This window comes from Paenibacillus sp. FSL H8-0259 (assembly GCF_037963255.1).
Lineage (GTDB): Bacteria > Bacillota > Bacilli > Paenibacillales > Paenibacillaceae > Paenibacillus_AQ > Paenibacillus_AQ phytohabitans.
Window position 1 is genome coordinate 6,946,589 of the sequence record NZ_CP150147.1, and the last position, 25,554, is coordinate 6,972,142.

Sequence of the window (25,554 nt, forward strand, 5' to 3'; positions counted from 1 at the left end):
CCAGTTTATCGCGTCTTATACGTAAGGGACGCGGAGCCTTATTGCTCCATTAACTTCGGATCGCGTATCGGTGTTATTACGTGGCGACAATTAGGATGGAAAATTTCATTACGCGGAAGGTCCGCGAAATACCGGTAATCCCCCGGAGCGTCCGGCGTCAGCTTAACGATGGTGCCTTCGTAGCCGCGACACTTATCAATCGCGTTATGCCGCGAAATCACTCCGTAGTAAGCGCCGCGACCGACCGCTTCATTGACGGCCGCCTCACGGTGCGTCGACGCCATCTTCGTGCGTGTTACCATCTTGACGTACACTTCCGGTTGCCACCTGCGCCCGGCTGCGTCAATGATTCCGGTATTCACAGCGCTGCCTAGCGTGCCTTTCATCCGCTGTAGGATATCGGCGTTAAGCGTTCGATTCCCGTTAATTCCCCGCGTCAAGTTAGCGCGCATTGAATCGGCGGTCGCCTGTCGTACGGCCAGCTTAACGCGGCGGTCAACGTTTTGCGTAACCGCTAATAAATCCGCCTGTGTGTCCGCGACTGCCGACGCCACAAATTCGCGATTAATCCGGTTAAACTTAACGATCTTCTCCGCGTCCTCAAGCGTAGACGCAGCGCCGAGGTTAACGATTGCCCGCGCGATGCCGTCCGTAGCCGCCTTCGGAACATAGCGGTCAACCCACGCTGCAGACTCCGCGTTCAGACCACGCAAAATAACCGCAACCTCGGCGAGTGCGGCCTTCGCATTCGCGCGTGACATTGCGGTTAAATCTAAGCGTGATAGTTCCGCGCTAATCGAGAGCAGCGCGTTCTTATAAGCGCGAACGAGCAGCGCTATTTCGTAATCGTACGTCGGGTCCGGGATCAGCGGCGTCATTCGTTAAACACCGTCGATTCTACCGTTCCCAACGTCCGCTCCTCGTCTGCGTCAATCCGCGTTATAATCTCGGCTGCCTGCGCGTCGTCAACACCGTCGAGCGTCTTCACTGCGTCGTGTACGGATTGCGTAGGCTTACCGCCGGTACGGATACTAGCGACTTCGGCCGCTTCCTTTTCGTCTATTGGCAGACCGTCGCGCCATACGATGCGCGGGTAAACGGGCTCGTACGGTACCCAACCGTCAACGCCCCGATTCGCGAAGTTTTCGAGTTGCATCGCGGTCCAGATAGCGTCGCGGAGAGCACGGTCGACGTGCGCGCGGATACGGTTAACTTTCGCCAGGATCGGCATGAATCGCGCTTTGATTGCGCCGCTGTCCGTATGTGACGTGCCGGTTCCGCCCTTATCGTTGGCGAGCGTTGTTCCGAATAGCCACTGCGGAGTTTCCGACATTTGGTAGACGAGGCCGAGGAGGATATCGAGCTCCTTGAACGCGGCTTCTAGCTGACCTTCCCACACCATATAGCCAGGAGCCTGGTCCTCCTTGCTGATCGGTATGTAGCGTCCGCCACCGCGTAAAGCACCGGCAGTACTGTCGCCGTCATCGCCGAGGTCTTCCGGTCCGTACATCCAGGGGTCGCTGTGCTTCCAGAGGATATAGTCAATCTGAGCCAAGCGTTCATTAATCGCGCTCAATACGCTTTCCAACTTCTCGACTCCGTTAATACCTTCCCAGCGGTCATCGACGCTTTTGTACGGGATATGGCGGATTAACAACTCCGGCGTTCCCGTTTCGACTACGTCAACCTCGCGGCCGGTTGCGATCTGCTCGCCGATAAGATACGTTGAGATCGGCACGCCCCATTCGCTATTAACGCCAGCCTCCGTAAGCTCATAGCGCTCGTATACGATGTAACCCGGCACATAGCGCTCGACTACGAGGTACGGCACGTATGACGTTGGCTTTCCGTAGAGCCAGCGCACAATTTTGCCGCCGGGTTCTTCGACCCAATCGATCCATGCGATGTTAATCGCGCTGAATTTCTTACGGGAGCCGCGCGAGAGTTCCGGAAATACGATATTCGCCGGCACAGCTTCGATAATCGGTTCTAAGCGCGATTCCGGCGCAGGCAAACCGAGTTCTTCCGTTTCAGTGACGTCAGCGCGCGAGGCGAAATACGTTTTGATAAACGAGTCACCGCGATAGCCGCCGCCGATTGTGAGTTCGTGCGCGGTTAACGTGAGGTCGTTCTCTTCGACGATCGAGTCGAGGCGCTCCTGTTCGCGTGAGCCCGGACCCATACCGCTCTCGTACGTCGGGGGCTCACCGGTAAGTAAGTCCGCCGGCTTCGTGAGCAGTATGTCCATGAGGTTAACCGCGATGAACAGCGTTTTAAGCTGCGCAGCGTGTGGCGTATCTTTTAGTAGCGACGACGCGCGGTCATATATCTCCGGATGGCGACCGTCAAATATCGTACGGCCGCGTTTATAGCGGGCCAGGCGCGGTATATCGCGTTCTGGCGGGTAAATTTCGCCCGTTGCGAATAATTTCGTCAAATTCGAACCCTCTTTCCGACTTGTCCGTATTCTATAATATGAGGAAGATAATACTAATCAAGGAGGCTATTATGGGAGACTTCTACGGACTAGTTCCATTAATAAAATCATTAGATACTGAGAAGAAAAACAAAGCAAAAGCTGTGCTAGCCGAAGCCGAGGCGCGTAAAGAACATGTTAGAATGATATTCTTTGCAATAGAAACAATTGTGAAGGAGGGTCACAATTCCTTACTAAAGTTTGAAATAAAAAAAGCTAAAATACCTGCAGGCCAGGTATTTATTGTAGATGTTTACGACTATCGTGTTCGCGTGTATCTTGAAGAAATTCTTAATGAAATTCAGGATGTTACTACGCCTGAATACAAGAAAATTATCATGAATCTTGTGAAACGTAAGATAGAAACCAAGTACGCAAATTCACATTCCTGACGGCTTATTCCGTACCTTTTTGCGTCCACTCTTCGCAACACTAACCGCCATTTCAAGCGCGTCCGGCAAGTCATCGTGAGTGCCGGACGGGTACATTTCGAATTGCTCCAGTAATAACGCATGTTTCCGCGAGAATTGTATCTCTCCGCTCTCAATCGCCGGCATCAGCGCCTCAATACGCAAGCCCTTCCGCGAACGCTGGTATATCTCTTTCACGCGGGTGTGTGACGGATAGCCGGCGGCCTTTAGCGCGTCCTTCAATTGCATAACGAAGAACTCCTGCGCCGCCTGCGCCTCGGCCGCGATTGCATTCGGCTGGTAACGCAGCGCCTTCTCTACGATTACACGCAAAAAAGCGTCCGGCTTTATCCGCTCGCCGAACGCATCGATAACGTATTTTGTTCCGGTCTTTTTGTGGCGCGCGATAACGACGATTGCGCTATAATCACCGCGTGCCTTACCCATCGCGAAGTCAACGCCCATGTAAACGTCAAACTCAGCGTCGGCCGGGCGCGGATACACGGATAACGTTTCTTTAAGATGGCCGCCGTCCCAATACGTAAACGACTCCGGATTGAATATCATCGACTCCTCGTCGACCGGATTATTCATATACTCCGTGTTAAATGCCTTCGCGTTGTTATCCCATTTCCAGCGCATCAGCGTCCATATCGGTTGTGCTTCCGGCCATAGAACAACGCAACCGCGCTCCATTTCTTCGCGGTTCAATTCGTATAGTGCGCGGGCTTCCCTTGCGCGGTCCTCTTTCGTTCGGTCCGGATCTTTATATACGAGCCGGCACGCTTCCCACAAGTCCATACGCTCCGGAAATTCGATGATTGCGCGGTAAACGCGGCTCTTAAAGTCTGACCGGTTATATAGCACGTCAACGAGCAGCGCTTCGTGATGGACCGTTGTTCCCATATATACGAAGGCTGTCCGCTTCCCTTTTGGATCGCCCAACGGTACGACTGTCTGCGAGAACCAGTCTTTCATTTTCTTGCGCAGTTCCGGAGTGGCCGCGTTACTCTTTATATCTTCGAGGTCATCACAGACGATTAAGTCCGGCCGTACACCGTTCCAGTTACGTCCGCGCAGCGCCTGGTTAGCGGAGGCGGCTTCGAACTTCGCGAGTAAATGCTGCGTTCCGTCTTCTGCGCGCTCCCACGCAATGAACTCCGAGCTGTTATCCTTCGGGTTCTCCTGCTGCTTCGGCGATAACAACGGACCGAAGTCGCGGCGGAGTTTAGCGTTATGCTTAAGCTGCAGCGATATCCAATCGAGGTTGCCGCTTGATACCGTCGGCGTCTCCGATATGATGATTCCGTATTTGCGCTTGCGGTAAAGGAGTTCACGTAGCGGAAACGCCTTCGATAAATACGTTGATTTCGCATGTGAACGGGGCGCGGCGACCGCTACCTTATCGTTCGTGTTCACGTTCGAGACATCGTCCATTATGTCGCAGATTTCACGATGAAACGCGGGCGCATCCGCGATGTCTACGAGGTCGAATCCGTCCCAATTACCGGAGTTACCCGGATTCTTCGCTTCGCTGAAATATTCGAGTGAAAACGCGAGTAAATCGTCCTCACACACGTTGATTATCGTTAACCGTTCAAGCTCGGCGATCTGTTCGTCGACCGCGCGCTGATCTTCGGCCGGAAGAGACGCGATATCTACGCCGGCCAGCGCAGTTACGAGTCCGTTCAAGCCGCGTATGTGTTCGTCGCGTTCGGCGCGCGTGACCCATTTTCCGCTAATCCATGCGATAGATATCGCCTCCCTTCCGAATGACCGTGATGTTACCGTCAATTTGGCGCTTGTACTGCATGACCCTTCCGCTTATACTCGGAAGAGTGTCGGCGCGCTAATTTAACGGTGATTCTACGGTGAAATTACGTGTGGCTAAGGCTGGACACCGAGGTCCAAACGTTATTTTTGGTGCGCGGATTTATATAGCGCCTAAATTCACTTACTTTAGGTAAGCCCTTGGGGGTAATATTTTAAATTTATAATTGTTAAATTTTAACTTATTTTTGTATATCGTAATAATTACTAATATTCATAATTCATACAAGACATGCGCACAAAACACGGATTTTAGACGCATGTACTTTACCTTTACACCGGTATAAACCCGCGCCATATCAACGTTTCTTAGCGTCACCCTCGCGATGCATAAATCGGTCTTATACATCGTATATACATTCCCATTTCCAGCGCAGCAAGAACCGCACAACCGTGCTGGTTAACGGGTTTTCACGCCCTTTCGCGCTTCCAGTCTATGCAGTGTATTTCCCACGAATTGGAAAGAGTATATGCGCGCTCTATTCATACACATTTCCGCCACAATTGCATAAAAAAGCGTTTTGAGCGCCCGTCGCCGAAAAATTCCGGAGGGCCACGCACCAGGAGCCCCGTGCAGGAAATTCACGTATAATCCGAAGGTTTCCGCAGTCGCCTCCGCGTCTTCCTTCATCTAATAGCGCTGGCTACTCGCTCGTTTCGGATTGACGCTGCTTCAACGCCTCAATACGCAGCCTTAACGCTTCCACGTCCGTTCCTTCTCCGTCCTTGTTCGTTACCTCTATGCTCTCCGTCAGTACTCCGCCTACCTGCAACGCGAGCTTAGCCATTGCAGCATTACGGTCGTCTATCGCTATCCCTGCGAGTGACTCCAGTAGTTCCGGTAAACGTACGTCATTGTTACGCCGGATCGCACGCCTGAACTCCGCATCAAACTTCGCAGTCTTACGCCAGTTCTCAAGCGTACGCGCAGTCACGCCGCATAACTCTGCGATCTCCTCGTACGTCTTGCCGCCCTTCTTTGGTTGCGCTAACCAGTCGATCGCGATTAGTTGTTCTGCCGTTAGTGTGTTCGCCATTGTGCCGCACTCCCTTCGTTCGTATAGGCCGATTATGGCCGTGTATTAGCGACGCTAAAGCGCGTCCTTGTCTTTATACTCATGCGCTACCGTAACGCCTAGATCAACGTAAATCTATCGGTATAAGTACGCATAGAAATAGCGCTACTCTTACGCCCAGGCAAAGCGTAAGAACAGCGCTATTTGTACGTCTATACCCAACCGCCAGGATAACGCCTGAACGCGTATACTACGATAAGGTATAGCGCAGGTAAAACGAGAATAAACGCTATTGCTAACGGGTCTGTCTCGCGCTTAAATACGCTAATGTTATGCGCTGCACATCCGATACCTAACGCAAACCATACGCACATAAATACGAGTAACATAACGCAATCAACTCCGTTTCTTTATCTGCGCTATTCTTCTTTGTCTCTGCCTACATGAGATACTTCTTCGATTAATCATCATGTATCTTACAGACATAGGTTTAGGTCAAATGCGGGACTCGGCCTTCCGGCCTCACCGTCGCCTTTCGGCAACGGAACATGTTATTTAATGCGCTCAAGCATTTATTAAAGATCGGCGAGGTTAAATATTATATGGCCCATGTGGCCCACTCTTGGCCGCGTGGTAGGTGTTATTTCTGTAGTCGCAAGTTACGGAGTGACTAAGACTATATATCTTTTCACCCCTAAAACGCCGAAACTCCACACGTGGCGCGGCTTCCCGGCGTTTTTCGTTGTACGAATAAAGTCACCTTTTTCGCCGTTTTGTACGAATAAGGTCACCTTTTTAAGCGGCAGCTCCGTTAAATAGCGCGGTCACACTATCGCTTGGAGCCGAATTTCCTCGGTAAAACACACGTGGATTAAACGAAAACTTACGCGCACTACCGAGTGAGTGGCGCATAATCACGTATTCACCGGCGAACTTTAGATGCGGCAACCTCCGCGATAATGTCTTCTCGTCAACGCCGATCGCATCCGCCAGGCTCTTAACGTTAAACCAGCGTATCTTCTTCGGGTCACGCTCGTTAGGATTGGCACATAGCGCGTTCTCCTTGATATGTACGAACGGAATCATACGGTACATAAGTCCGAGATCGACCGCCTTAACCTCGCGATATGCCTGCTTAATCTTCGCTGTGTACGTGCGCACGACCATCCGATTCTGCGTCGTTCCCCGGAAGTGGTATCGCGGATTAACGTAGTAACTCTCGTGTTCGTCCTTCGTAATAACACCGGACTCAAGGCACGCGCGGAGGAAATCGTAGAATGTCTGACGCTTCTTACGGAGCTGCAGAACGTCCATCATTTCCGTAGTGGTTAACGCCTTGCCATCGGAGTTAACAATACGCCCGCCGTCATAATCCACGTAACACTGTATAACGAGCAAATAGCCGCATTGCGCGGTCGTCAAACGCTCGATCACGTAATGGATATCGTCCATTGACGCAAAAGTAAAGCCGGCATTGCGCCCCTTAAACGCCTCACGTTCAAAGTGTCCCGCAGCTCCGGCGCGCTGTGACTCCGTCGTAATGCGATCGCCGTCCGCTAGTATCGGAGCCTGCAGTAACTCCCCTGTTTCTACGTCGACAACGCTTCTAAACTCAGCCATGAGCGGATACCTCCCGCGCTCTAGCAGCGTCATATTCGTCTAGCGTGCGCTTAACCGCGTCGTCCTTAGCGAACAGCCAGAAGCGTCCGCCAGTCTTTTCGTTAAGCCCTACGCAAATATATCGATGACCGGCCGCTCGTAGAAAGTGGAACATAGCGGGCGAATAGCAGTATAGGTAATTACTAGGCAACGAGCAACTCCCCTTTCAATCTGCTTAAAACATCGCCGATCTCCCCTACAGATAAGTCATACCGTATACGTATCATCGGTACACCTAACTTAGCGCAATGCCTGTCTTTCCTGCGGTCAAACTCCTGCTGAAACACGAACTTGTCGTCGGCTTTACTTGCGTCTTCTCCGAAAAAGACAGCCGGGCGGTAATGTTGCTCCCCATCGTACTCTATAAACGCAATAGGTTCTCCGGAGAATCCCAGTACTGCGAAGTCGAATAGTAGGGGTCTCCCACAAACTCCGGTAACGCCTTTTCTGCGCACTTGCGTTCTATATTCTAACTGGTAAAAATCTAACCAGTATTTTACGGTCTTCTCACCTACGGACTCGTGGCCGCCAGGATCAATAACGACATTTATATCGTACATACACTTTGGGCAGAGATCCGTGCCGTACATGCGGTCCCTCCTAACAAGAGACCATTTCCGCAGCCTCCCAACCTTGCCGCAAGCGTCACATACGGGAGTAACAAGCTTTTCGGACCCACGTGGCAAATCTTCCGTTAATATATCTAGCTTCTTTACATCGAGGCCAATAGAGTACCCTTTGTCTATGTAATACTGGCGATTGTTGAACACTAGACTTACCTCTATCGTCTTCTCTAAAACTCCCACTTTACGATCCCCTCCATCGTTAAAATAACGTAAGGTTGTGCGGAGTGTACCCCCACCATTCGTATTCCTAACGTAAGAAAAAAAACTCTCCCCTTATTGCCCGTAACTCGGCTGTTTTGTTACGTTTAAAATAAAGCGCATGCCGCATAACTCTTTCGCCTTTTTCTCAACGTGGTTTATGCGTGGTTTAGCGGCAGTCTGCGCCTTTATTCCTTCCTACGTAGTCTCTAGATATACATCCTTACGGATACATTTACGCAGCCTTTTCCGTAATTAATTTTCGCATCCTCAAAAGCCGCATTTTCACGGTTAAGTAAGGCAGTCCGGTCTTCTCAGCCGCGTATTTCCGCGAAAGGTGGTACTCGCCGTTTGGCAGTACGTGGTATGCCGAGCAGTCCCCCGCAGCCATGTCCGTTTCGACAATATCAATGAGCTCACGCATGAAATTCGCTTGTTTATTTGTTACTCGTTTGAATACGTAGTCCTCCGTAGAGTTAACGTCAAGTATCGTTCGAATAGCTCCCGCATAAAAAGGCGCAATCATTTGGCGACGTCCGTCTACGGTGACTCTCCGCATCCCTTTTCGGCGCGCTTGAGCTTCATAGTAGCGTGTTAGTAACGCCTTATTAACGTAAGTTACGACCTCCCTCGGACTGCGGCTGACGTCGACGTGTTTTAGCGCGTACTCTAGAGCGCCGACCATATCCGTCATAACCTCCGCTCGTATCCGTGTTTCCTCAACAACGGCCTCCCGTTCAGTACGTTCAGCAACGCCTAAAGCACGTTGATATTGCGTAAATGAGCTAGCGAATCCCTCTTCGCGGAATCTTCGCTCTATTCGGCTGTTCTTTTCTCTTAGCCAGGCGGTCAATTCGGGCGTTAATGTGTATTCATAGCCGAAATCGTTCTGCCGTACCGGTTTGGCGGGAATACGTATGCGTAAATCGAGCACCATTATGGACAGATAACGGTTAATCTCCGAATGCGCCCATCCGGAATCTTTACGGATATAAAACACCCGTTTGACGGCTTTCTCGCGGATCGCCTTTATCCGATAAGCGATATATTCCTCCGGACTTGTTAGATTAATCGAAATATCGTGCGTGAAGTTCGTTTTGTATCTGCGCGAAGTATTCGCTAAGAAATCCGTTTCAACATCCTCAAGTATTACGTCGATCACATGGCGGTCGCCGCCTGTTTGGTACGCGGATACTGCTTGGCGAAAGTCCATCCGTATTCCTCCTCCGTTTGTTTATGAAAAAGAGGCACTTTCAGATAGAAGGCGCCTCTTTTCGGTCTGTCTATGCATTCAGGTTTAAATTAAGGGTTATCGAGGAAGGCCGACGCGGTTCGAACGTGATTACGTTATCCGGAGTCATGCTACCAGCGAGCAGACGTTCAATATACGCAACCCCTTCCGTCGTTACACGTGCGTAGGGCCGTGCTACCCCGCCAGGAGATACATACGGAATGACCTCGAAATAACGCGGCGTAAACCGCTGAAAAGGGAGTCCGTCTTGGCGGATCAACTTACGGGCTCTCAGTGTGTCACGCAACACTCTCGGTTTCATGCCGAGCATTTTCGCGACTTGATCGACCGTCATCGTTCCGTCCGCATCAATGAACGTATCGAACGCTTCAACCTTTGGCGCTTGGGCTGCAATTTTCGCCTCCGCCTCCAACCGTCCGCGCCTTTCCTCCGCCAGCCTTGTCACCGTCTTAAGTAATAAATCCGGATCATCGAGTAGCGCGTCAGTCGCGTACATCCCCGTTTTGCGTATCGACGGGATGACTTCGTGCGTGATCCAACGTTTGAACGCGCGGGCTTCCGGTTTACGGCTGCCTAGGATAAGCGAGTACAGCCCGGACTCGCTTACTATCGTCACGTTTGGGTTGCCGCGAATACCCTCATTTAAAATGATAGTATTACGCTCGTCATCGTCTAACCGCGTTAGAGCTTGACTCGGATTCCCTACATCGAGTACTGCACAGACGTCCTTAGCAACGAACCACGGTTCACCTTTGACCGTTACCGTTCTCACTTCCGCCGATTCATACGTAAATACTTTTGTTAACTGTTCCATTACGCCGCCTCCTTCGTTTATTAACGTAATCACGCAGCCCGCATGTACGTCTCCTCAGCTCCATCCTCGCCTACATCCACGCTCTCGCCCGCGCGTAGTTTCCGTATAAGCGCCAGGCCGTCCGGAGTTACGCCGGTATACCGCTCAATGTACGGACGCTTCATCGTATCCGTAACGAGGTGCTCGCGAATAATGAAATACTTCGGGACGTAGGGCAGTAACGGGAGGCCCTTCATACGTAGAACCCTACGCCTATAAAGGAACTCGATCAAAACATGCTCATTCTCTCCGAGCGCCGTCGCTGTCTGTCCTAACGTGAATATTCCGACTACTCGATCCTCTGACTTATAGACCATAACGTTTCATCTCCTTATCGTTTGCTTTTTTATAGTTAAGCGGGTAACCGCTGTCTACCTACTGCCAGGTCGCACTATCGCACACTTTCGGCGAAATAAACTCTCACTACGTATGGAACCGCCCAACGCATTCCCGCACACTTCCCGCGAAAGTTTCCTCCTACCATATCAATCGTAGTCTGCGCAACCTCCCGCACCATTTACGGTATTATCTACAGTGGTCGGTTCTGCTGACACACTTTCCGGATAATAAATATGACGTAGCCGATCGCAGAACGTACACTCAACGGTGAAATATTTCCGCTTACTTATATAGACGAGGTCTGCGAGGCTTCCCGCACCATTACGCAAAAATATCCGCAATGACTTCGACCTCCCGCACCCTATACTTATATAAGGGACAAAATTATAAGAATTTGGGACATTGCCGCATGAAAAAAAGACGCCACCATTTACGGAAGCGTCCTTCGGTATATAAAAATAACCCAAAGCTCTCCGTTTGTAAACTTTTTCTTTTTTATAAATTAATTGAAACGTATGTTCGTAAGTCGCGTATATAACTGTATAAAGCAAAACGGACAGCCCCTCGCCCGATTAGAAGGAGCCGTCCGGATGAATATCGCAGACTATTGGCGTAATCCACGTTGTTACCCGAATTGTTGACACAATCCGGTGAAGCGTTCCGCGTGGCGATTCCTGCGTTTGCAACCGTAGGACACGGAAGTAAATCGGTGTACGAGCACCGATATCGGCTGTCAACGCTGTAACGATGGCGGCCGGTTAAACAGTCTTCTCCACATACGGCGTTGGCGCGCCTCTAAGTTTCATCGAAGGAATTAGCGTTATCCCAAACGTACACAGCGGAGCCCGGCCCTAGTATTGAGGCGTACGAGCTCCCCATCATGCGCCCGGACTATTATCGCGTGGCGTGTGCGTGTGTACAGCTTTTCTTTACGTGGATAGTACATAGGTAACCTCCGATTATTAGATTGGCATTTCGTCCGGCAGCATAACGTCCGGCATCACTTTCAGAAGGAAATCCAGCGCAGACATTCCGCTGAGCATCCGGAAGATTTCTTTTAGCGGCTTCTTCGATATTAGCTGCAGGTCCGGGCCGTCGATGCGGTACAGGCCGTCAGTTTCCGTCGGTTCAACAAGCGCAAGCCAAGGATTGCCCTCGTAGATATACAGCGCACCATTATCGCGCACTAAGAGCCCGTCAAAGTAATCGTCAGTCCAGCCGCTGTCCGGCTCCGCTTCCCATAGGAGTCTAACCGGTTTAGGCTGATACGGCAGTTCATACGCGGTCGCCTCCGTTTCGACGGGCGGGACAATGAATCCGAGTTCTTCGAGCTGTTCGTTGCTTACGTACTGTGTGCTGCCGGTGACACGGCGATCGGTTGCGGGTAATGTGCGAAGAAAGGCGCGGTAAAGGACTACGATTTGTTGCCGACGTGCTGGCGTGGTTGATGGTAACGCGGGGTTAATCCAAGTGGCGATGTAGTTGCCGCTGCGGGCGCAGATGCAGTATCCAATTTCGTTCATACGGTGAAACCTCCCTATTATCGTCTGTATGATTGCGGTAAACCGCGACCGGGCGTTCCCGGTTTCGTGCGCCCCGCAGCGCTACTCGTCAGGCGGTAGCTAGATAATGTGAAAATCGTACTGCTGGCCGTGAAAGGTTAACGCTTCCTGCGTCAGCCAATCCCAGGCGGTCATACCCTGCAGCCGTGCGATGATCTGCGTTAATTGTGACGACGACGTCCCGGACGCTAGCGTAATCACCGCCGTACTGCGGTCCTCGATGTACAACGCGTCCTGTCCGGTCTGATACACGCGCTCGACACGGACAAGGAACAGGCGGCCGTCCTGCGTATAGACTGCGTGATTGCAGTCGGCGAGGTGGCCGGCGATTATGTGGAAGTCGATTCCGCCCATGTGGTCGATGATGGCGATTTGTTTCATACGTCAGCCCTCCTTACTGCGCCGGACAAGCGCGGCCAGAAGCTCAATAGCGGACATTTCCGTGATGCGATCGAAGAACGTTACGTCGTCTACCGGAAGATCGAAGCCTACCGCACCCGGACCGCCTGTCGAATGGTACTCTCCGTTGCTGGCGAGTCTCACGCGTTCGAGGACGACCGTCGGGAACTCCTTGTCGATATAAAACGCGTAATCCGGAGCGACCAGGACGCCAGTATACTCAAAGCGGATGTGACCGTCGAGTGGATCGTTGTGCTCGGATACTACGGTGATACGGCGGCTCATAGAAACACCTCTTTTACGAAGATAGCGGTCAGCGTAACGACGATTTTGAGGCTGGACCACAACGCCGACTTAATGGCAGCGCGCCGATTACGAACGGCGGTACGAGAACAAGCGCGGGCGGGATACGAGGGAATTTCTATAGTAGTGGCTGCAATTGAAATTAAATTAGGCATTATTGAAACCTCCTGTTAATTTTTACGTACATTAAGTTCGTGTTCATGAACCTATAGTACGCCATCACATACAACATGTCAACAACAAACGTACAAAAAGTTCGCGTTATTGAATTTATCGTACGCGTTATATAGAATTACTGTATAGATTTCTAGGAGGAATACATATGAGGCTCCGACCAAGTTACAAGCCGATGGAGATTACACTTATTAGAAGAGACAAGACTAAGACTTACCTCCGCAATACGCTCGGGCTTTCTCCTGCAACGATCGCAAAGATGTCTAATGGTGAATTTGTGTCCCTAAGTGTAATCGCTCGATTATGTGAGGATTTAGAATGTAAGATCGAGGAGATCGTCGAGTTTGTCGAAGAGAAGTCGGTAGCGGAAGGATCATACGTTAGAACAGAGACGGGCGGAGTCAAGCTAAACACCACCGAGACAGGACAAGGAATGATTGATAGAATCAAGGCACGCGATAAAGACGGTAAATAACCGCCAAATTAGCGCCTTACGCCAGTACCCTTACGCTAACCTCTGACGGCCTTAGCGCGGCTATATCAAGGGCGTACGCAGGCAGACCTTGCGTTATATGTAGACAAAGAGCGCAGTCCCTCCGGACATTACTCCGTAGGCTGCGCTCTTTGTTGTGTCAAACGTAAATTAGTCGTACAATATTAACTGAATAGGTGTAGCGGAGTGACTACCGGACTCTTTGGTCGGATGGCCGGTTTAGCTCCGCTTTTTTGCGTCCATAACTGCGACTACTAACGAGCCGAACGCCAACATCAGCGTTAGTGCTTCAAAAACATTGCTCAGTTTTCTCACCTCCCTAGTAACAAGTGTATCAGCGAACCAGATCAATTACTACAACGATGTTGTTGCACAATATTTGTATTGACAAGTATATCTTTTTATGAATGGGCCCAATAAATATTCGCTTCTATATTCGATAATGCCGCAGATACTTCGCTATAAACTCGTCGTCTATGTCATTCGAGCGTATCTAGTCGCCAGTGTAAACGAATAAAAAGCCGGTCCGCCCTAACGGAGTGATTCCGCCTTGATTATGTTAGTTGTTAATATCTATTCCTCTTAGTAGCCTCCCAGCAGGACTTGCCTTTTTATGCTCTGCTTTGAGGTCCTCATCAACCAGCGCTACATATCGTTTTGTCATCGAAATATCTACATGGCCTAGCGTCTTCTGCAATGAGAATGCGGATGCACCATTACGAATGAACTCTAAACTGAACGCATGGCGGAGATCATAGGGACGTATATGGACGCCGACTTTCTTGCTATGGCGCTCCAGTCTATCTCCCCAAACGTGCCTATTTAGCTGGTTACCTGACTCCGTAGAGAATACAGTAACCTTATTCGACCAGGATCGCTGCCTGCGGCTTAGTAGTAATTTCAGCGCCTCTACTGTTGGTTCAGATATATTTAGTGTCCGAGATACACGCGTCTTAGCAACACCGGCGGGGATAGTCAGGGCACCCGATAATAGATTAAAATCATTGGGTTTCAGCGATAATGCTTCCGAGGGCCTAATTCCAGTATCTAAAGTCAGCAGTATCAAAGTAAAATCTCTAAGTCCTACAAATGTCTCTCTGGCCGGCACTTCTAACAACTTTTGGAGTATTTCAATATCAATCGCTACAACCCTTGACCCTTCTTTACGTTTCTTGATATCTTTAATCGGGTTATTAGTCAGGTATTCCTTTTCAACGCACCAGTTGAGGAACGTTCGGAGATAAGCACGGCGGCTATTAAACGTAGACGGTGATATCCCTTCCTGTGAGAGATGTTCGATAAGACTTCGCTCTAAGCTGATGTGTGAGTTCCAAGCATCCGGAAACCTTTTGAAAAGCAAGTTAACCGATCTCACATAATCCTGATAAGTATGTTTACTAATCCCCTGCAATGACTTGTAAGTTAAAAACTCTTGCAATAGGTCCTCCCATGGACGACTGGTCTTTTTTACGCCCCGCTTTATTCTTGACATGTATTAATTCCTCCCCCGCTGGTTGGTTAAAATTGATACTATTCTATTTTTCATATAGATGCAAAAGGAAAAGCGCCCGACCCCGTTTTTATATGCGGCGCCGGGCGCTTTTCCTTTTGCGTTTTCTTCTTCCGCTAACTCAACGTGCTTACTCTCCGCTCCCGCCAGCGTATTGCTTGCGGTCTGCGGCGAGGACACTCCGATTGCTTCCGCGATCTCTTTTAGCGTGCGACCTTCATCGCGTAGGCGTAGCGCTGTTTCCTCGCATTCGGTTAGCGTTTCGGCGGACAGTGCGGAGGATGCGTACGTCTTTCCGTCGTCCCCTTCGACTTTTCCACGTGGTGAAAGATCACCACGTGGAAATTCTGTATCCAACTTCGCCCAACCATTCGCCAATCAACCGGTAACTCTTGCCTGCCCGTCGCAAGTTTACGGCCGTAAATCAGCGCCTTACACGCCAGCCCTAACGAATACACTCCGGAAGGCTTTGCACGGCTAATTAAACGGTAGTATTAAACGAAAAACGCCAGGCTGCGGAGTGACTTCTGTTGTCCTGACGTTTTTAGAATACTTGAATGAATCGCCTTCATAAGGCTAACCCTTCGTTCTATACCTGTGTTTATCATCCTCTGCATAGAAGATGTGTGAATATTTTTCTTTGAAATCTTCTACAGTCAGCCCTATTTGTGCAGCTCCGTGGGTAAAAACCTCCATCCAATTTACGTATTCATCATCATCTACTTTAATAATTTCACAAACCACCCTACTCTTCACACTACCGTATGGAAAATCTTCTCTACTACAGTTGCATTCTCCAGTATTCATATAGTCTTTGCAATTGACTCCAACTTTTAAGGTTTTCAAACAACTCAACTCCTCTAATCATTATTTTATCACTTAGCAATAAAGAAAGTAGAAATTATATGTTCAATATTGCCGTAGCGACCCTAAACACCCTATCTGACGGAAGCTAGGAGACAATCCTTCCCCATAGCCCATAAAACGCCATCTCCCCGGAAGGAAATGGCACTATTTTGTCGAAAGTGTACGAATACCACACGAAAGGATTACGCTATGACACGATTTATGAAGCCGCTAACCTCGAACGTTCAACTTTATACAGCGCAACTAGAGCGTCTGCCGATCGTTCTATTTGTCGCTAACGAACTCGTAAGCAGCGGCGTAATCGAAGACATTACGGAGGTCTCCGTTAAAGTACGCGGATTGCACTATATGCGCGCAGCTTGCACGTTTAGATACGCAAGCTAGACGCTGCCCTTCTGATGGCGTGTAATACGCACATACGTTCTCACACAGAGATATTTACGGCCATGAGCGGTCACATAACGGTCGAAGAGCGCACGATGCTGCGCGATTACATATTACTCCCGCATATTGAGGCGATGGTCCAGCGCAGCATTGACGATATCGAGCGCTCGGGCAACGAGCTCAAGCGCTTATATGCGGCAGCCGGCACGTATATCCAGCGCCAGGTTGCGGAGGATACGCGGCGGCTTCGTGCGGCTGACACAATATGTGGTGGAGTTTGGTGCGGCGATAGCAGACGCAGGAAAGCGCGGGTAACTTGCAAATAATGCCGTTGAAATGGGCGGATTACTTGCGCCGGCGCAAGTCCGCGTAACCATGCGCGAACAAGATGAACAGATCGCGGATTATGGTAGCGTGGTCGAGCGCTATTCACCCGGAGTTCGTACGGATTGCCGAAATTTATTACACGTAGACATTCTAATAGATACGGGCGGGATGTGATTGTATAGTATGTCGTACAGCAATCGTTGGATTGAACTTCTAAATCAAGTAAAAGTCTTCTCAGCAAGGAGGCCTGTTGTTTGGTTTAGAGGACATGGAAAACACGATACCTTCAAGCTAAATTCGGGCCTTTTCAGAGATCCGCTATTTATCCTACAAGATTATTTAGACTCGGAGATTCAAAAATACCAAGAATTTTTATATTTAGGGCATTTAGACCATAAAGAAACGGACTGGAATTTAGTCTATTTAATGCAGCACTTCGGAGTTAAAACTAGATTATTGGATTGGACTGAGTCATTTGTAACTGCCTTATTTTTTGCGTACATCAATTGGAGCCCTAATGAAGAAAGCGCGTGCATATGGATGCTTGATCCTACCCGATTAAACTATTTAACTTTCGAGAGAAATATGGGCTTATATTTGCCCTTTGATACCAAATACGAAGCTTATTTAAATGGGGATCTTACTTTTGAAGATAACTCAATTGCACTATTTCCAGTAAGAAATAACAAACGCATAGTTGCACAGCAGGGAGTATTTACTTTACAAGGCAACTCATTGCTTCCGCTTGACGAGGAGCACGACAATTTATTAATTGAAAATCAAGAACTAGTTAAAATCATGCTAGACGAAGACTTATACGAAGACGTCCAAAGTTTCTTAAGACAAACAGGAGTTAACCACTATACCCTATTTCCAGACTTAGAGGGATTAGCGAAATATGTTAACTCTTCCTTTCTTGACAGTAAAAACGGTTTGCGTATTCCTAAATTTTGAAGGGTGTATTTAAACGATAAACTCCGTAAACACCGGACTCCGCAGCATCCCCGCGCGAGTCCAGTTTCGTATTTTCACACGTGCTCTAATTCGCGGCTCGACGTATACATAATCGCGGTCCTCACCGGTAATCAGCGGCTTAACGACGACGTAAAACGCCTGCTTATGCATAGGTGATACACCGAACTCGATAACGCCCGCCGATCTCATTCGTCCGCTATCCGTAGGCACAGACGCAAAATAAAAAAAGCGCCTGGTTCACGGAATCATCTCCGTTTTCCTGGCGCTTCCTGTTGTGCCTGACGTGAAATAAGCGTACAATAGCGTTGAATAAGTACAGCGGAGTGATAACCGTTATCTTGGCGGATGGCCGGTTATTTTAGCTCCGCTTTTTTCTGTCGATTACAAGTACCAGGGAAGCAAACGATATCATTAATGTTAGAGCTTGATCAATGGTCAACATAGTCCTCACCTCCTTAATGTTGCGAAAATTCGTTGTTAGTAGAATTAATTCAGCTACCCTACGCCTAATCCGGGACGTACATTCCGGCGGAAGTGTAGCAAAGCATGCTACGCTCGGGCGACAACGCCGTGAGGTGGCCGCGATCAGTTCAGCACATTGAATCCGGCGAGACTGCGGTCGATCACGAAAAGAAAAGTTTATAAAGCTCGCGAACTTTTTTGACGTCCCCGCCGACTTCCTTCTTGGCAGATCTAATATTAGGAATTGAAAGGGTCTCTCCCACTGTAACTCTTTCTTCTCAATGTTAATAGGTTATCGGCAGATTGTTGAAGGAGATTCAGTGCTAAGGAGACCTCGTACACGATAGACATTTCCTCTGTTGTTAGCGCGTCGTGAAATTTTTTCATTAAATCAATCTCCTGGTATACTTCCTTAAGTTCTAGGACCGTGCTATTCACCTTAGGGCAGACTGTGTTTAGTAGAGAACCTAGAGCAAGTGACCTCTTAAAGTCATCATAATCTTCATCTTCCTCATTATCGTACCTATCTGTACGGGGAATATATCCTGCCAAAATGAGCGCCTCGTCCTCGTCTAACCCTAGTGCTTTTGCTAAGCTTGTCACCGTAGGTTCGTCAGGACGCACCTCGCCTTTCTCTATTTTACTCACCTGAGAGTGACTAACGCCTACCTCAAAAGACACCTCACGTAGCGATTTGCTCTGCCATTTCCTCGCCTCTTTAATGTAGTTTCCAAAAACATTACTCATCACAATAGCCCCCTTAACTAATATAATACCCCCCTCATGTAAATTATTCAATACATGTATTCTATTTTTTACACGCCGACTCTCTCATGCTCAGAACTTCGCAGCCTCCGCTAAATCCGTTTCTTGCACGATGCCCCAATTCGGCAGGTACACGATCTCAATGCGTGCACCTCCACCACCATATCCGTCAAAACGGGGAAACAGCGCGGTAATATGTATTTAGCTTGGCTCTATTAACTGCGTTCCTCCTTTAATTTGAACTTTATCATCTGCCGAGAAACAAGCCAACTGTTCAGTGCAGTAGAAAACCCAAGATAAACAGAGTTTCCCATTTCCTGCTCGTCAAGTTACTTACACCTCTGATGTAGCGTCTTCGGCCCTGAAGTCACAATTATGTATTGTAGCCATCGTACCCAAAAAACGTCCTAATCGCCCCACACTGCTTAATTTTGACCCTCCGCTGTCGCCGCGATGCTGATCGCGAAGTCAGTGTCGAGGTCACGCTGTTTTCCGTTGTTTCACTCGTAGGCATTCCTTGCGACACCTACGATTATATGGTATATACGCTTCTTTCGTAAAACCGCATATACGGCGATTTACACGTTTTATAACGTCGCTAAAATTGGCAATTAGTAACTGTAACATATACCTGTTTGTATGCCTCTAAGTATTTCTAAGTATCTGCATTTCGGAAAAGATACGGAATCTATCAGTGTTTTTCCAGCGGCTCGAAATTGCAGCGCTCCCCGTATCTCCTTAATTCGCGGTATTCCTCACGATTTCATTTTCGATCCCCTTTCGTATAGTGTTCGATAATATCGTTAACCGTCTTCAATTACGCAGCCTCCTCGCTCAATCCATTTCTGTGCAGGTATAACCGGTAAGCCGCTTGCTCACGCCGGACCTTCGATCACCCGCAAGCACTCCGCGATGAACGCGTCATCCATGTTGTCAAACGGCTGGCCGGTCGTGTATAAACGAAGAAAAAGCCGGTCGGCCTGCGTAGGCTTTCCGGCTTAATTGCGCTAAGTTGTACGTTTAATTTTACGATCCTTCCCGAGCTTTCCGACAACATCGTGAATAGGTGAATATTTATCGTGCTGAGCTTTAATAGATTTTTCAGAAAGGTGTACATAGCGGGAAGTCATTCGAATATCTACGTGTCCCATTGTGCGCGCCAAATGGTGCACGTCGCCCCCGTTTTCTAAGAAAAGCGTCGCTGAGGTGTGGCGAAACAGGTAAGGATGGACATTCAATTCTAAGCCGGCGTTTCTCGCGTGTTTCTTAAGGCGTTGACGGAATTGATTAATAGATAGTCGTAAACCGTAGTTAGCAAGGAAGATGTGATTAGTTTCAAAATCAGCATTCTCGGAGATTAATTCCCTTAAAAGTCGCACTGTTCTCTTTGTTATTGGTACCCTGCGCGCTCTGCGTGTCTTAACTGTATTCTCGCTAAAGAACAGCAGACCTCTCTTAAAATCCACATCCGGCTCGTCCAGAATAACGACTTCCCCTATTCTCGCCGAACTATCGATCAACACCGTTATTAGTACGTAGTCTCGGAAACCAGCATATGTACTCCTATCAATTACGGAAAGTAACTTTTTCATTTGTTCTATAGAAAGGATTTGAATCTCCTTCTCTGGCTCCGATACCTTTTTGATATTAGCTAAAGGGTTTGTTGGAATGTACCCTTCCTCATTTAAAAATTTAAACATATTCTTTATTCCTTTAACTATTGTGTTTACGGTTACCGGCGAAAGTCCTATTGTTTTTTCATGTGCTCCTTTATGCTCATGCCCATCCCACTTTACTTTGTCATTGAGCATCCAGCTCATATACTCCCTCACAAACTCCGGCGTAACGGAACTTAAAACCTTCGCCAAACCTCGACTATCCATATACTCACAAAAAAATCGAAAACTGTCCTCATAACTCTGTAATGTAGTCTTTGAGCGTCCGGATGCTTTCTTTGCAAGATAGAACTTCTCAAATAAAGCGTCTAGTTTCTTGTCGTCCCTATTTGATCGTCTCGTTTTATAATGCCTTCCTATTCGCTTATCCATGTTGTCTCCTCCTCGTATGTACCAACGTCCATTCTAGGAAAAACGATCGGATTAAGCAAAAAGCGCCAGCCCTAACGGATTGATTCCGCTAAGACTGGCGCTATTTATTTACGCTTCTTTATAAACCGTCCGACCGGCGAGTGCTCATCGTGACTCTTACGGATGTCGCGCGTGTCCATCTGAATGTATCGGCGCATCGTCCGGATATCGGCCCAGCCGCCCATTTTCTGCAGCGTGAACGGGTCCGCTCCGTCCGTTGTCATCGCGTGCGCCCAAGTATGCCTATAGACGTGCGCAGTCATCTTTTTGCCGGACACGCCAGCCTTCTCTCCGTAATATTTCAGGCGCTTCGTATAGTTATTTGCGGCCAGCGGTTCACAGAATGACGACATGAATATGCGATCCGTCGTAAAGAACTGACGGTTCTCTTCGACTAGTTGAAGCAGCAGTTTCGCGGAGTAGGCCGATATCGGAACCATTCTTTCCTTGCGGTTCTTACTCTTATCTGCCGGGATTGAGATAAAGCGAGTCTGAAAGTCGATGAACAGCACGCGCAGTTCCAGCAACTCAGATATCCGCAGCCCTGAATCCAACATTAGTACCATTCCGACGTAATCACGAAATCCTACGAAGTCCCTCTGATTAGGCTGCGCAAGTATTGCCTTTACCTCATCGTCTGTCAGGCGGTTTGTGAGGTCGATATCCTGCCGCAAAAGCTTGACCTTATCAAACGGGCTGACATCAAGCAGCTCGTCCTTGACCAGTTGATTAAATATCGCCTTAAGCGTCCGCAGCCGGATATTGACCGTAGTATCCGTCAGCCCCACACGCTGATTTTCCGAGTTAATATTCGTGTGACCTTCGTACCGCCGCTGGTCGTATCTCATATACGAGATGTGATCGCGAATCAACGCCACCGTAATGTCATTCACGTATTCAATTTCCGGATGCTTCTCGCGCAGCCATTTAATGAAATAACCGTAATGCTTCTCGTAATCCTTGAGCGTTCGATCGCGTAGCCCCTCCGCCTTCTTCGCTGCGACCGCCATAATGAGCGCTTGATCTATCGTCAACTCCAACGTCTCTTGTACCACGCGCGCCCCGTTCGGAACTTTGCGCGTCTTCTTATTAAGCGCCAATAAAAACGACCTCCAATACGTATTAGTCAACGTGACTATACCGTAGTAGAGGCCGTGATCCGCAACCCTGAAACGCCATTTTAAGGGTTGTTAACGTGCGCTGCCGGGGGTTGTTAACGCTCATTTTCACCAACTAATCCGCAATCCCAAACGCCTGTTCGCGAGTGGCTGGCGCATAGGCTACCGTCCAGATCAGCGGAGATAAAACCGCGTAGCTACCCGTCTTAGCAAGGCTCAGCCGCCGGCTTGCCTGCATCTTCCTTCGTACGGAAAGAAGATCCGCAGCCGCACGTAGCAGTGGCGTTCGGATTGTTGATGGTGAAGCCGCCGGTCATGCCGGATTCTTCGAAGTCGATCTCCAGGCCGTCGAGGTAACGGATATCGTCTTTGCTTACGACTACCTTCAAGCCCTCAATGTCCATATACACGTCTTGCTCGCTTTCGTTATCATCGAAGCCCATGGCGTAAGAGAATCCGCTGCAGCCCCCGGGTGTTACGCCCAGACGGAGAAACATATCAGGTACTTCCTGCTCAGCAAGCATGGTCTTCAATTGGCCTGCTGCTAATTCACTAATGTTAATCATAACTTTAACCTCCCAAAAGTTTTGTGAGCATATTTTTGCAATAGCTTTTATCAACCAGCCCTAAGGCCTCAGGTAATGTTCAAATAATTTGCACTTCTATAATTTAAATTAAGTATACTCCACTATTCTCTTAGCCTCAAGTCGCAAACGTACCGCAGTTATGCATTTCATGCCGGGTTCCCTTAAGTTTTCTGGCGGTTGCTCACCCTCCGGGAGAGGTTTATAATAGGAAAAGCGATATACGTAAAAATTCGGAAATTTGTCACGAGGTTACATCTAACCTCTATTTCATGCCGGTCTGCTGCCGGCTCATTTCATTAGCTCACGATTCTGCGATGCAGTTGCCTCGCCAACCTTCAGGAGGAAATTATATGTCTACCCTTATAACACCCCACATGGATGCCCGGATGGCGAACATCATTGAGAAGGTCCGCGGCGGAGAAAGATTAAATTTGGAAGATGGCGTTTATTTATATGAGAGCAATGATTTATTAACGATCGGGCAATTAGCCAATGAGGTTAACCAGCGAAAAAACGGGAATAAAGTATATTTTATCGAAAACATGAGTCTATATTTCACCAATGTCTGCGAATCCCGCTGCGCATTCTGCAATTTCCGCAAGGATGAGGGAGAAGACGGCGCTTATACCCTTTCCGGCGAGGAAATGGTGCAATATGTGCAGCAGCATATCCATCCCGGCGTACGCGAGTTCCACATTGTCGGAGGCCATAATGATAACGTACCCTTCCAGTACTATGTTGATTCGCTAAAAGCTTTGAACGAGCACTTCCCTGACGTCACTCTCAAGGCCTACACCGCAGCAGAGATTGACTTCTTCACCCGCATCAGCGGCCTTAGCATCCGTGAAGTACTGGAGCAGCTGCGCGCCGCCGGACTGAAGACCCTTACCGGGGGAGGGGCAGAGATTCTGTCCGACCAGTACCGCAAAAAAATGCGTGTGGACAAAGCCAATGTTGAGGAATATCTGGAGGTTCACCGCACTGCTCATAATATCGGTATGAGAACACATACGACTATGCTGTACGGCTCCATTGAGTCCCGCGAGGACCGCATCCGCCACATGCTGCAAATCCGCGAGCTGCAGGACGAAACGGGCGGATTCATGGTGTTCATCCCGCTCTCGATGCAGCCTAAGAACAAGAATGCAGGCATCATGCGCCGGAACTCTGCTTACGAGGATCTTAAGACGATTGCGGTAAGCCGCCTGATGCTGGATAACTTCGACCATATTAAGGCTTACTTCATTAATATTGGAGCACAACTGACTCAGGTAGCCCTCAGCTTCGGAGCTTCAGATGTACATGGCACGATTCTCAAAGAACGGATCAGCCATGCCGCGGGCGCATTGACCCCGGAAGGTCTGACACGTGAAGAGCTGATCTGGCTCGTCAAAGGGGCCGGACGGATTCCGGTTGAACGGGATACTTTCTACAACGAGATTAAAGTATACGAGTAACAACTAACCGCACCAGCCTATAATCCTGCGGAACTGCCTTGCCCATCTCGCACCATACCTGAAAGGAAGATCGGTTCGCATGAGAACTCTACTTGTCCTGGGCGGCGGCTACGGCGGTCTTGCCCTCATTCAGCAGCTACTTAACAACCATCTCCCCCATGATGTGGAAATCGTCCTGGTTGACCGGATGCCGTATCAGGGAATTAAGACGGAATATTATGCACTGGCCGCAGGAACTGTAACGGATTATCATCTGCGGATTCAATTCCCGGTTCATCCCCGCTTAACGATCCGCTATGGTCAGGTGGGCTCCATCGATCTGGAGAGCCGGGTGATATTCCTCGATACCGGGGAGCCGATATCTTATGATATTCTCGCGATAGCGCTCGGCTGCACCGATAATTACCATAACATTCCCGGAGCCGAGCACTATGCCTGCAGTATTCAGAGCTTTGCCGGGACCCGCGAAACCTACCGCCGGCTGAACGATGTGAAGCCTTACGGAACGGTCAACATTGTAGGCGGAGGACTGAGCGGAGTTGAGATTGCCTCAGAACTGCGGGAGAGCCGGCCTGATCTGAACATCTCCATTCTGGACCGCGGGGAACGGGTATTGTCTTCTTTCCCGGCCAAGCTGTCACAGTATGTGGAGGAATGGTTTAATGAGCATCATGTGGAGACCATAGGACGGGTATCCGTTTCCCATGTAGAAAAGGATGCCATCTTCAATGGCACCCAGGCAATTCCTGCTGATGTTACGGTCTGGACTGCCGGCATTCAGCCGGTGCAGGTGGTCCAGCAGCTTGAACTCCCCAAAGACCGTGGAGGACGGATCATTGTGGGCAATTATTACAATGTGGCCGACTATCCGGAGGTATACGTGATTGGAGATTGCGCCAGCCTGCCCTTCGCACCAAGCGCACAAGCCGCAGGTGCCCAGGGAGAACAGGTGGGGCAGATTATTCAGGCCCTATGGCGGGGTGAAACGCCGAAGCTGCATAAGATTAAGCTTAAGGGAACTCTCGGTTCACTGGGTAAAAATGCCGGCTTCGGCCTGATGGGCCGCCGCTCCGTCATGGGCCGTGTTCCGCGCCTGCTCAAAAGCGGCGTGCTCTGGATGTCTAAGCGCCATTTCGGGTAGGACAACCAAACCACGGCTGCGGTTTAGTCGATTTCAAGGCTATCCCATGCCTCAGCCTCTTTAATGGCTGCTTCAATCGCCTCTTCAAGTCCTTCGGCGGATTCGGCTTCAATAATCTCCCCGTCGACCATGGCGAAGGGCTGCAGATAACATTGTCCGCAGTTGTTCAGACAGCCGTACTCCACCACATCGTATTCGGGGTTTTGCTCCAGCTTATTTTTGAGCTTTTCTGTACCATGTCCGATATTACTGGCACAAAATTCTATAATTGGTCTCATGATGAT

The 25,554-nt window shown here is 49.2% G+C and carries 27 protein-coding genes and 1 pseudogene; 6 read left to right on the top strand and 22 right to left on the bottom strand.

Features of this window, described 5'->3' with window-relative positions:
* Nucleotides 1–38: 38 nt before the first annotated feature.
* Nucleotides 39–878 carry a phage minor capsid protein gene (locus NSU01_RS29710; protein WP_076248221.1) on the bottom strand — a complete coding sequence of 280 codons (840 nt, stop codon included), beginning with the start codon at nt 876–878 and terminating at the stop codon, nt 39–41.
* Complete coding sequence (locus NSU01_RS29715) at nt 875–2,437, bottom strand: phage portal protein (RefSeq protein WP_256704036.1); 1,563 nt, start codon at nt 2,435–2,437, stop codon at nt 875–877. Before NSU01_RS29715 ends, NSU01_RS29710 begins: the two co-directional genes overlap by 4 nt.
* A gap of 71 nt (nt 2,438–2,508) precedes the next feature.
* On the opposite strand from NSU01_RS29715, the gene NSU01_RS29720 reads away from it, so the two are divergent.
* Nucleotides 2,509–2,868, top strand: a complete 360-nt coding sequence (locus NSU01_RS29720) for a hypothetical protein (RefSeq protein WP_076248219.1) — start codon at nt 2,509–2,511, stop codon at nt 2,866–2,868.
* On the opposite strand, the gene terL is transcribed toward NSU01_RS29720, so the two are convergent.
* The 11 genes from terL to NSU01_RS29775 all read right to left on the bottom strand — a co-directional run bounded on the left by terL (nt 2,857) and on the right by NSU01_RS29775 (nt 13,078).
* Nucleotides 2,857–4,578, bottom strand: coding sequence for a phage terminase large subunit (gene terL / locus NSU01_RS29725; RefSeq protein WP_256704035.1), 1,722 nt, complete (start codon nt 4,576–4,578; stop codon nt 2,857–2,859). The two genes, NSU01_RS29720 and terL, sit on opposite strands and share 12 nt — an antisense overlap.
* Nucleotides 4,579–5,360: 782 nt before the next feature.
* Nucleotides 5,361–5,753: a helix-turn-helix domain-containing protein gene (locus NSU01_RS29730; RefSeq protein ID WP_076248217.1), complete on the bottom strand. Its 393-nt coding sequence runs from the start codon at nt 5,751–5,753 to the stop codon at nt 5,361–5,363.
* A 774-nt stretch (nt 5,754–6,527) separates the two neighbouring features.
* Nucleotides 6,528–7,352 carry a hypothetical protein gene (locus NSU01_RS29735; protein ID WP_076248215.1) on the bottom strand — a complete coding sequence of 275 codons (825 nt, stop codon included), beginning with the start codon at nt 7,350–7,352 and terminating at the stop codon, nt 6,528–6,530.
* A gap of 182 nt (nt 7,353–7,534) precedes the next feature.
* On the bottom strand, nt 7,535–8,197 hold the full coding sequence (locus tag NSU01_RS29740; protein ID WP_076248211.1) for a hypothetical protein: 663 nt from the start codon (nt 8,195–8,197) through the stop codon (nt 7,535–7,537).
* A gap of 253 nt (nt 8,198–8,450) precedes the next feature.
* Nucleotides 8,451–9,428 carry a hypothetical protein gene (locus NSU01_RS29745; protein WP_076248209.1) on the bottom strand — a complete coding sequence of 326 codons (978 nt, stop codon included), beginning with the start codon at nt 9,426–9,428 and terminating at the stop codon, nt 8,451–8,453.
* A 70-nt stretch (nt 9,429–9,498) separates the two neighbouring features.
* Entirely contained in the window at nt 9,499–10,281 is a 783-nt protein-coding gene (locus tag NSU01_RS29750) for a phage antirepressor KilAC domain-containing protein (RefSeq protein ID WP_076248207.1), read from the bottom strand.
* A gap of 29 nt (nt 10,282–10,310) precedes the next feature.
* On the bottom strand, nt 10,311–10,517 hold the full coding sequence (locus tag NSU01_RS29755; RefSeq protein WP_144026208.1) for a hypothetical protein: 207 nt from the start codon (nt 10,515–10,517) through the stop codon (nt 10,311–10,313).
* 1,104 nt (nt 10,518–11,621) lie between these two features.
* A complete protein-coding gene (locus tag NSU01_RS29760) occupies nt 11,622–12,182 on the bottom strand; it encodes a hypothetical protein (protein WP_076248202.1) in 561 nt (186 codons plus the stop codon).
* A gap of 99 nt (nt 12,183–12,281) precedes the next feature.
* A complete protein-coding gene (locus NSU01_RS29765) occupies nt 12,282–12,602 on the bottom strand; it encodes a hypothetical protein (protein WP_076248200.1) in 321 nt (106 codons plus the stop codon).
* A gap of 3 nt (nt 12,603–12,605) precedes the next feature.
* Entirely contained in the window at nt 12,606–12,905 is a 300-nt protein-coding gene (locus NSU01_RS29770; RefSeq protein ID WP_076248198.1) for a hypothetical protein, read from the bottom strand.
* Nucleotides 12,902–13,078, bottom strand: a complete 177-nt coding sequence (locus NSU01_RS29775) for a hypothetical protein (protein WP_339302376.1) — start codon at nt 13,076–13,078, stop codon at nt 12,902–12,904. The genes NSU01_RS29770 and NSU01_RS29775 overlap by 4 nt, the downstream gene beginning before the upstream one ends.
* Nucleotides 13,079–13,245: 167 nt before the next feature.
* Between NSU01_RS29775 and NSU01_RS29780 the strand changes: the two are divergent.
* A pseudogene (locus tag NSU01_RS29780) lies at nt 13,246–13,455 on the top strand (helix-turn-helix domain-containing protein); the annotation flags it as partial.
* Nucleotides 13,456–14,149: 694 nt separating this feature from the next.
* Here the strand turns inward: NSU01_RS29780 and NSU01_RS29785 are convergent.
* The 3 genes from NSU01_RS29785 to NSU01_RS29795 form a co-directional block, all read right to left on the bottom strand.
* A complete protein-coding gene (locus NSU01_RS29785; RefSeq protein ID WP_076248195.1) occupies nt 14,150–15,082 on the bottom strand; it encodes a tyrosine-type recombinase/integrase in 933 nt (310 codons plus the stop codon).
* Nucleotides 15,083–15,085: 3 nt separating this feature from the next.
* Nucleotides 15,086–15,478 (bottom strand): hypothetical protein, encoded by a 393-nt coding sequence (locus tag NSU01_RS29790; protein WP_076248193.1) that lies wholly within the window; start codon nt 15,476–15,478, stop codon nt 15,086–15,088.
* Between the two features lie 198 nt (nt 15,479–15,676).
* Complete coding sequence (locus NSU01_RS29795) at nt 15,677–15,946, bottom strand: hypothetical protein (protein ID WP_076248190.1); 270 nt, start codon at nt 15,944–15,946, stop codon at nt 15,677–15,679.
* Between the two features lie 467 nt (nt 15,947–16,413).
* On the opposite strand from NSU01_RS29795, the gene NSU01_RS29800 reads away from it, so the two are divergent.
* Together NSU01_RS29800 and NSU01_RS29805 are read left to right on the top strand one after the other, a co-directional pair.
* Nucleotides 16,414–16,677 (top strand): hypothetical protein, encoded by a 264-nt coding sequence (locus NSU01_RS29800; protein ID WP_076248187.1) that lies wholly within the window; start codon nt 16,414–16,416, stop codon nt 16,675–16,677.
* 184 nt (nt 16,678–16,861) lie between these two features.
* Nucleotides 16,862–17,632, top strand: a complete 771-nt coding sequence (locus NSU01_RS29805; protein WP_076248185.1) for an FRG domain-containing protein — start codon at nt 16,862–16,864, stop codon at nt 17,630–17,632.
* Nucleotides 17,633–17,641: 9 nt separating this feature from the next.
* On the opposite strand, the gene NSU01_RS29810 is transcribed toward NSU01_RS29805, so the two are convergent.
* From NSU01_RS29810 to NSU01_RS29830, 5 genes are all read right to left on the bottom strand, one after another.
* Entirely contained in the window at nt 17,642–17,842 is a 201-nt protein-coding gene (locus tag NSU01_RS29810) for a hypothetical protein (protein ID WP_305954234.1), read from the bottom strand.
* A gap of 510 nt (nt 17,843–18,352) precedes the next feature.
* Nucleotides 18,353–18,862, bottom strand: coding sequence for a helix-turn-helix transcriptional regulator (locus NSU01_RS29815; protein ID WP_076248183.1), 510 nt, complete (start codon nt 18,860–18,862; stop codon nt 18,353–18,355).
* A gap of 1,025 nt (nt 18,863–19,887) precedes the next feature.
* Nucleotides 19,888–20,928 carry a tyrosine-type recombinase/integrase gene (locus tag NSU01_RS29820; protein ID WP_076248181.1) on the bottom strand — a complete coding sequence of 347 codons (1,041 nt, stop codon included), beginning with the start codon at nt 20,926–20,928 and terminating at the stop codon, nt 19,888–19,890.
* Nucleotides 20,929–21,032: 104 nt separating this feature from the next.
* Nucleotides 21,033–22,067, bottom strand: a complete 1,035-nt coding sequence (locus tag NSU01_RS29825; RefSeq protein WP_076248178.1) for a tyrosine-type recombinase/integrase — start codon at nt 22,065–22,067, stop codon at nt 21,033–21,035.
* Between the two features lie 224 nt (nt 22,068–22,291).
* Nucleotides 22,292–22,651 (bottom strand): iron-sulfur cluster assembly accessory protein, encoded by a 360-nt coding sequence (locus NSU01_RS29830; RefSeq protein WP_039307246.1) that lies wholly within the window; start codon nt 22,649–22,651, stop codon nt 22,292–22,294.
* A gap of 371 nt (nt 22,652–23,022) precedes the next feature.
* Here NSU01_RS29830 and mqnE point away from each other — a divergent pair, with 371 nt between their 5' ends.
* Complete coding sequence (gene mqnE, locus NSU01_RS29835) at nt 23,023–24,129, top strand: aminofutalosine synthase MqnE (RefSeq protein WP_039307245.1); 1,107 nt, start codon at nt 23,023–23,025, stop codon at nt 24,127–24,129.
* A gap of 79 nt (nt 24,130–24,208) precedes the next feature.
* Nucleotides 24,209–25,270, top strand: coding sequence for an NAD(P)/FAD-dependent oxidoreductase (locus NSU01_RS29840; protein ID WP_042139820.1), 1,062 nt, complete (start codon nt 24,209–24,211; stop codon nt 25,268–25,270).
* A gap of 23 nt (nt 25,271–25,293) precedes the next feature.
* Here NSU01_RS29840 and NSU01_RS29845 read toward each other — a convergent pair whose 3' ends face one another.
* Nucleotides 25,294–25,548, bottom strand: coding sequence for a YuzB family protein (locus tag NSU01_RS29845; RefSeq protein ID WP_076248176.1), 255 nt, complete (start codon nt 25,546–25,548; stop codon nt 25,294–25,296).
* Nucleotides 25,549–25,554 lie beyond the last annotated feature (6 nt).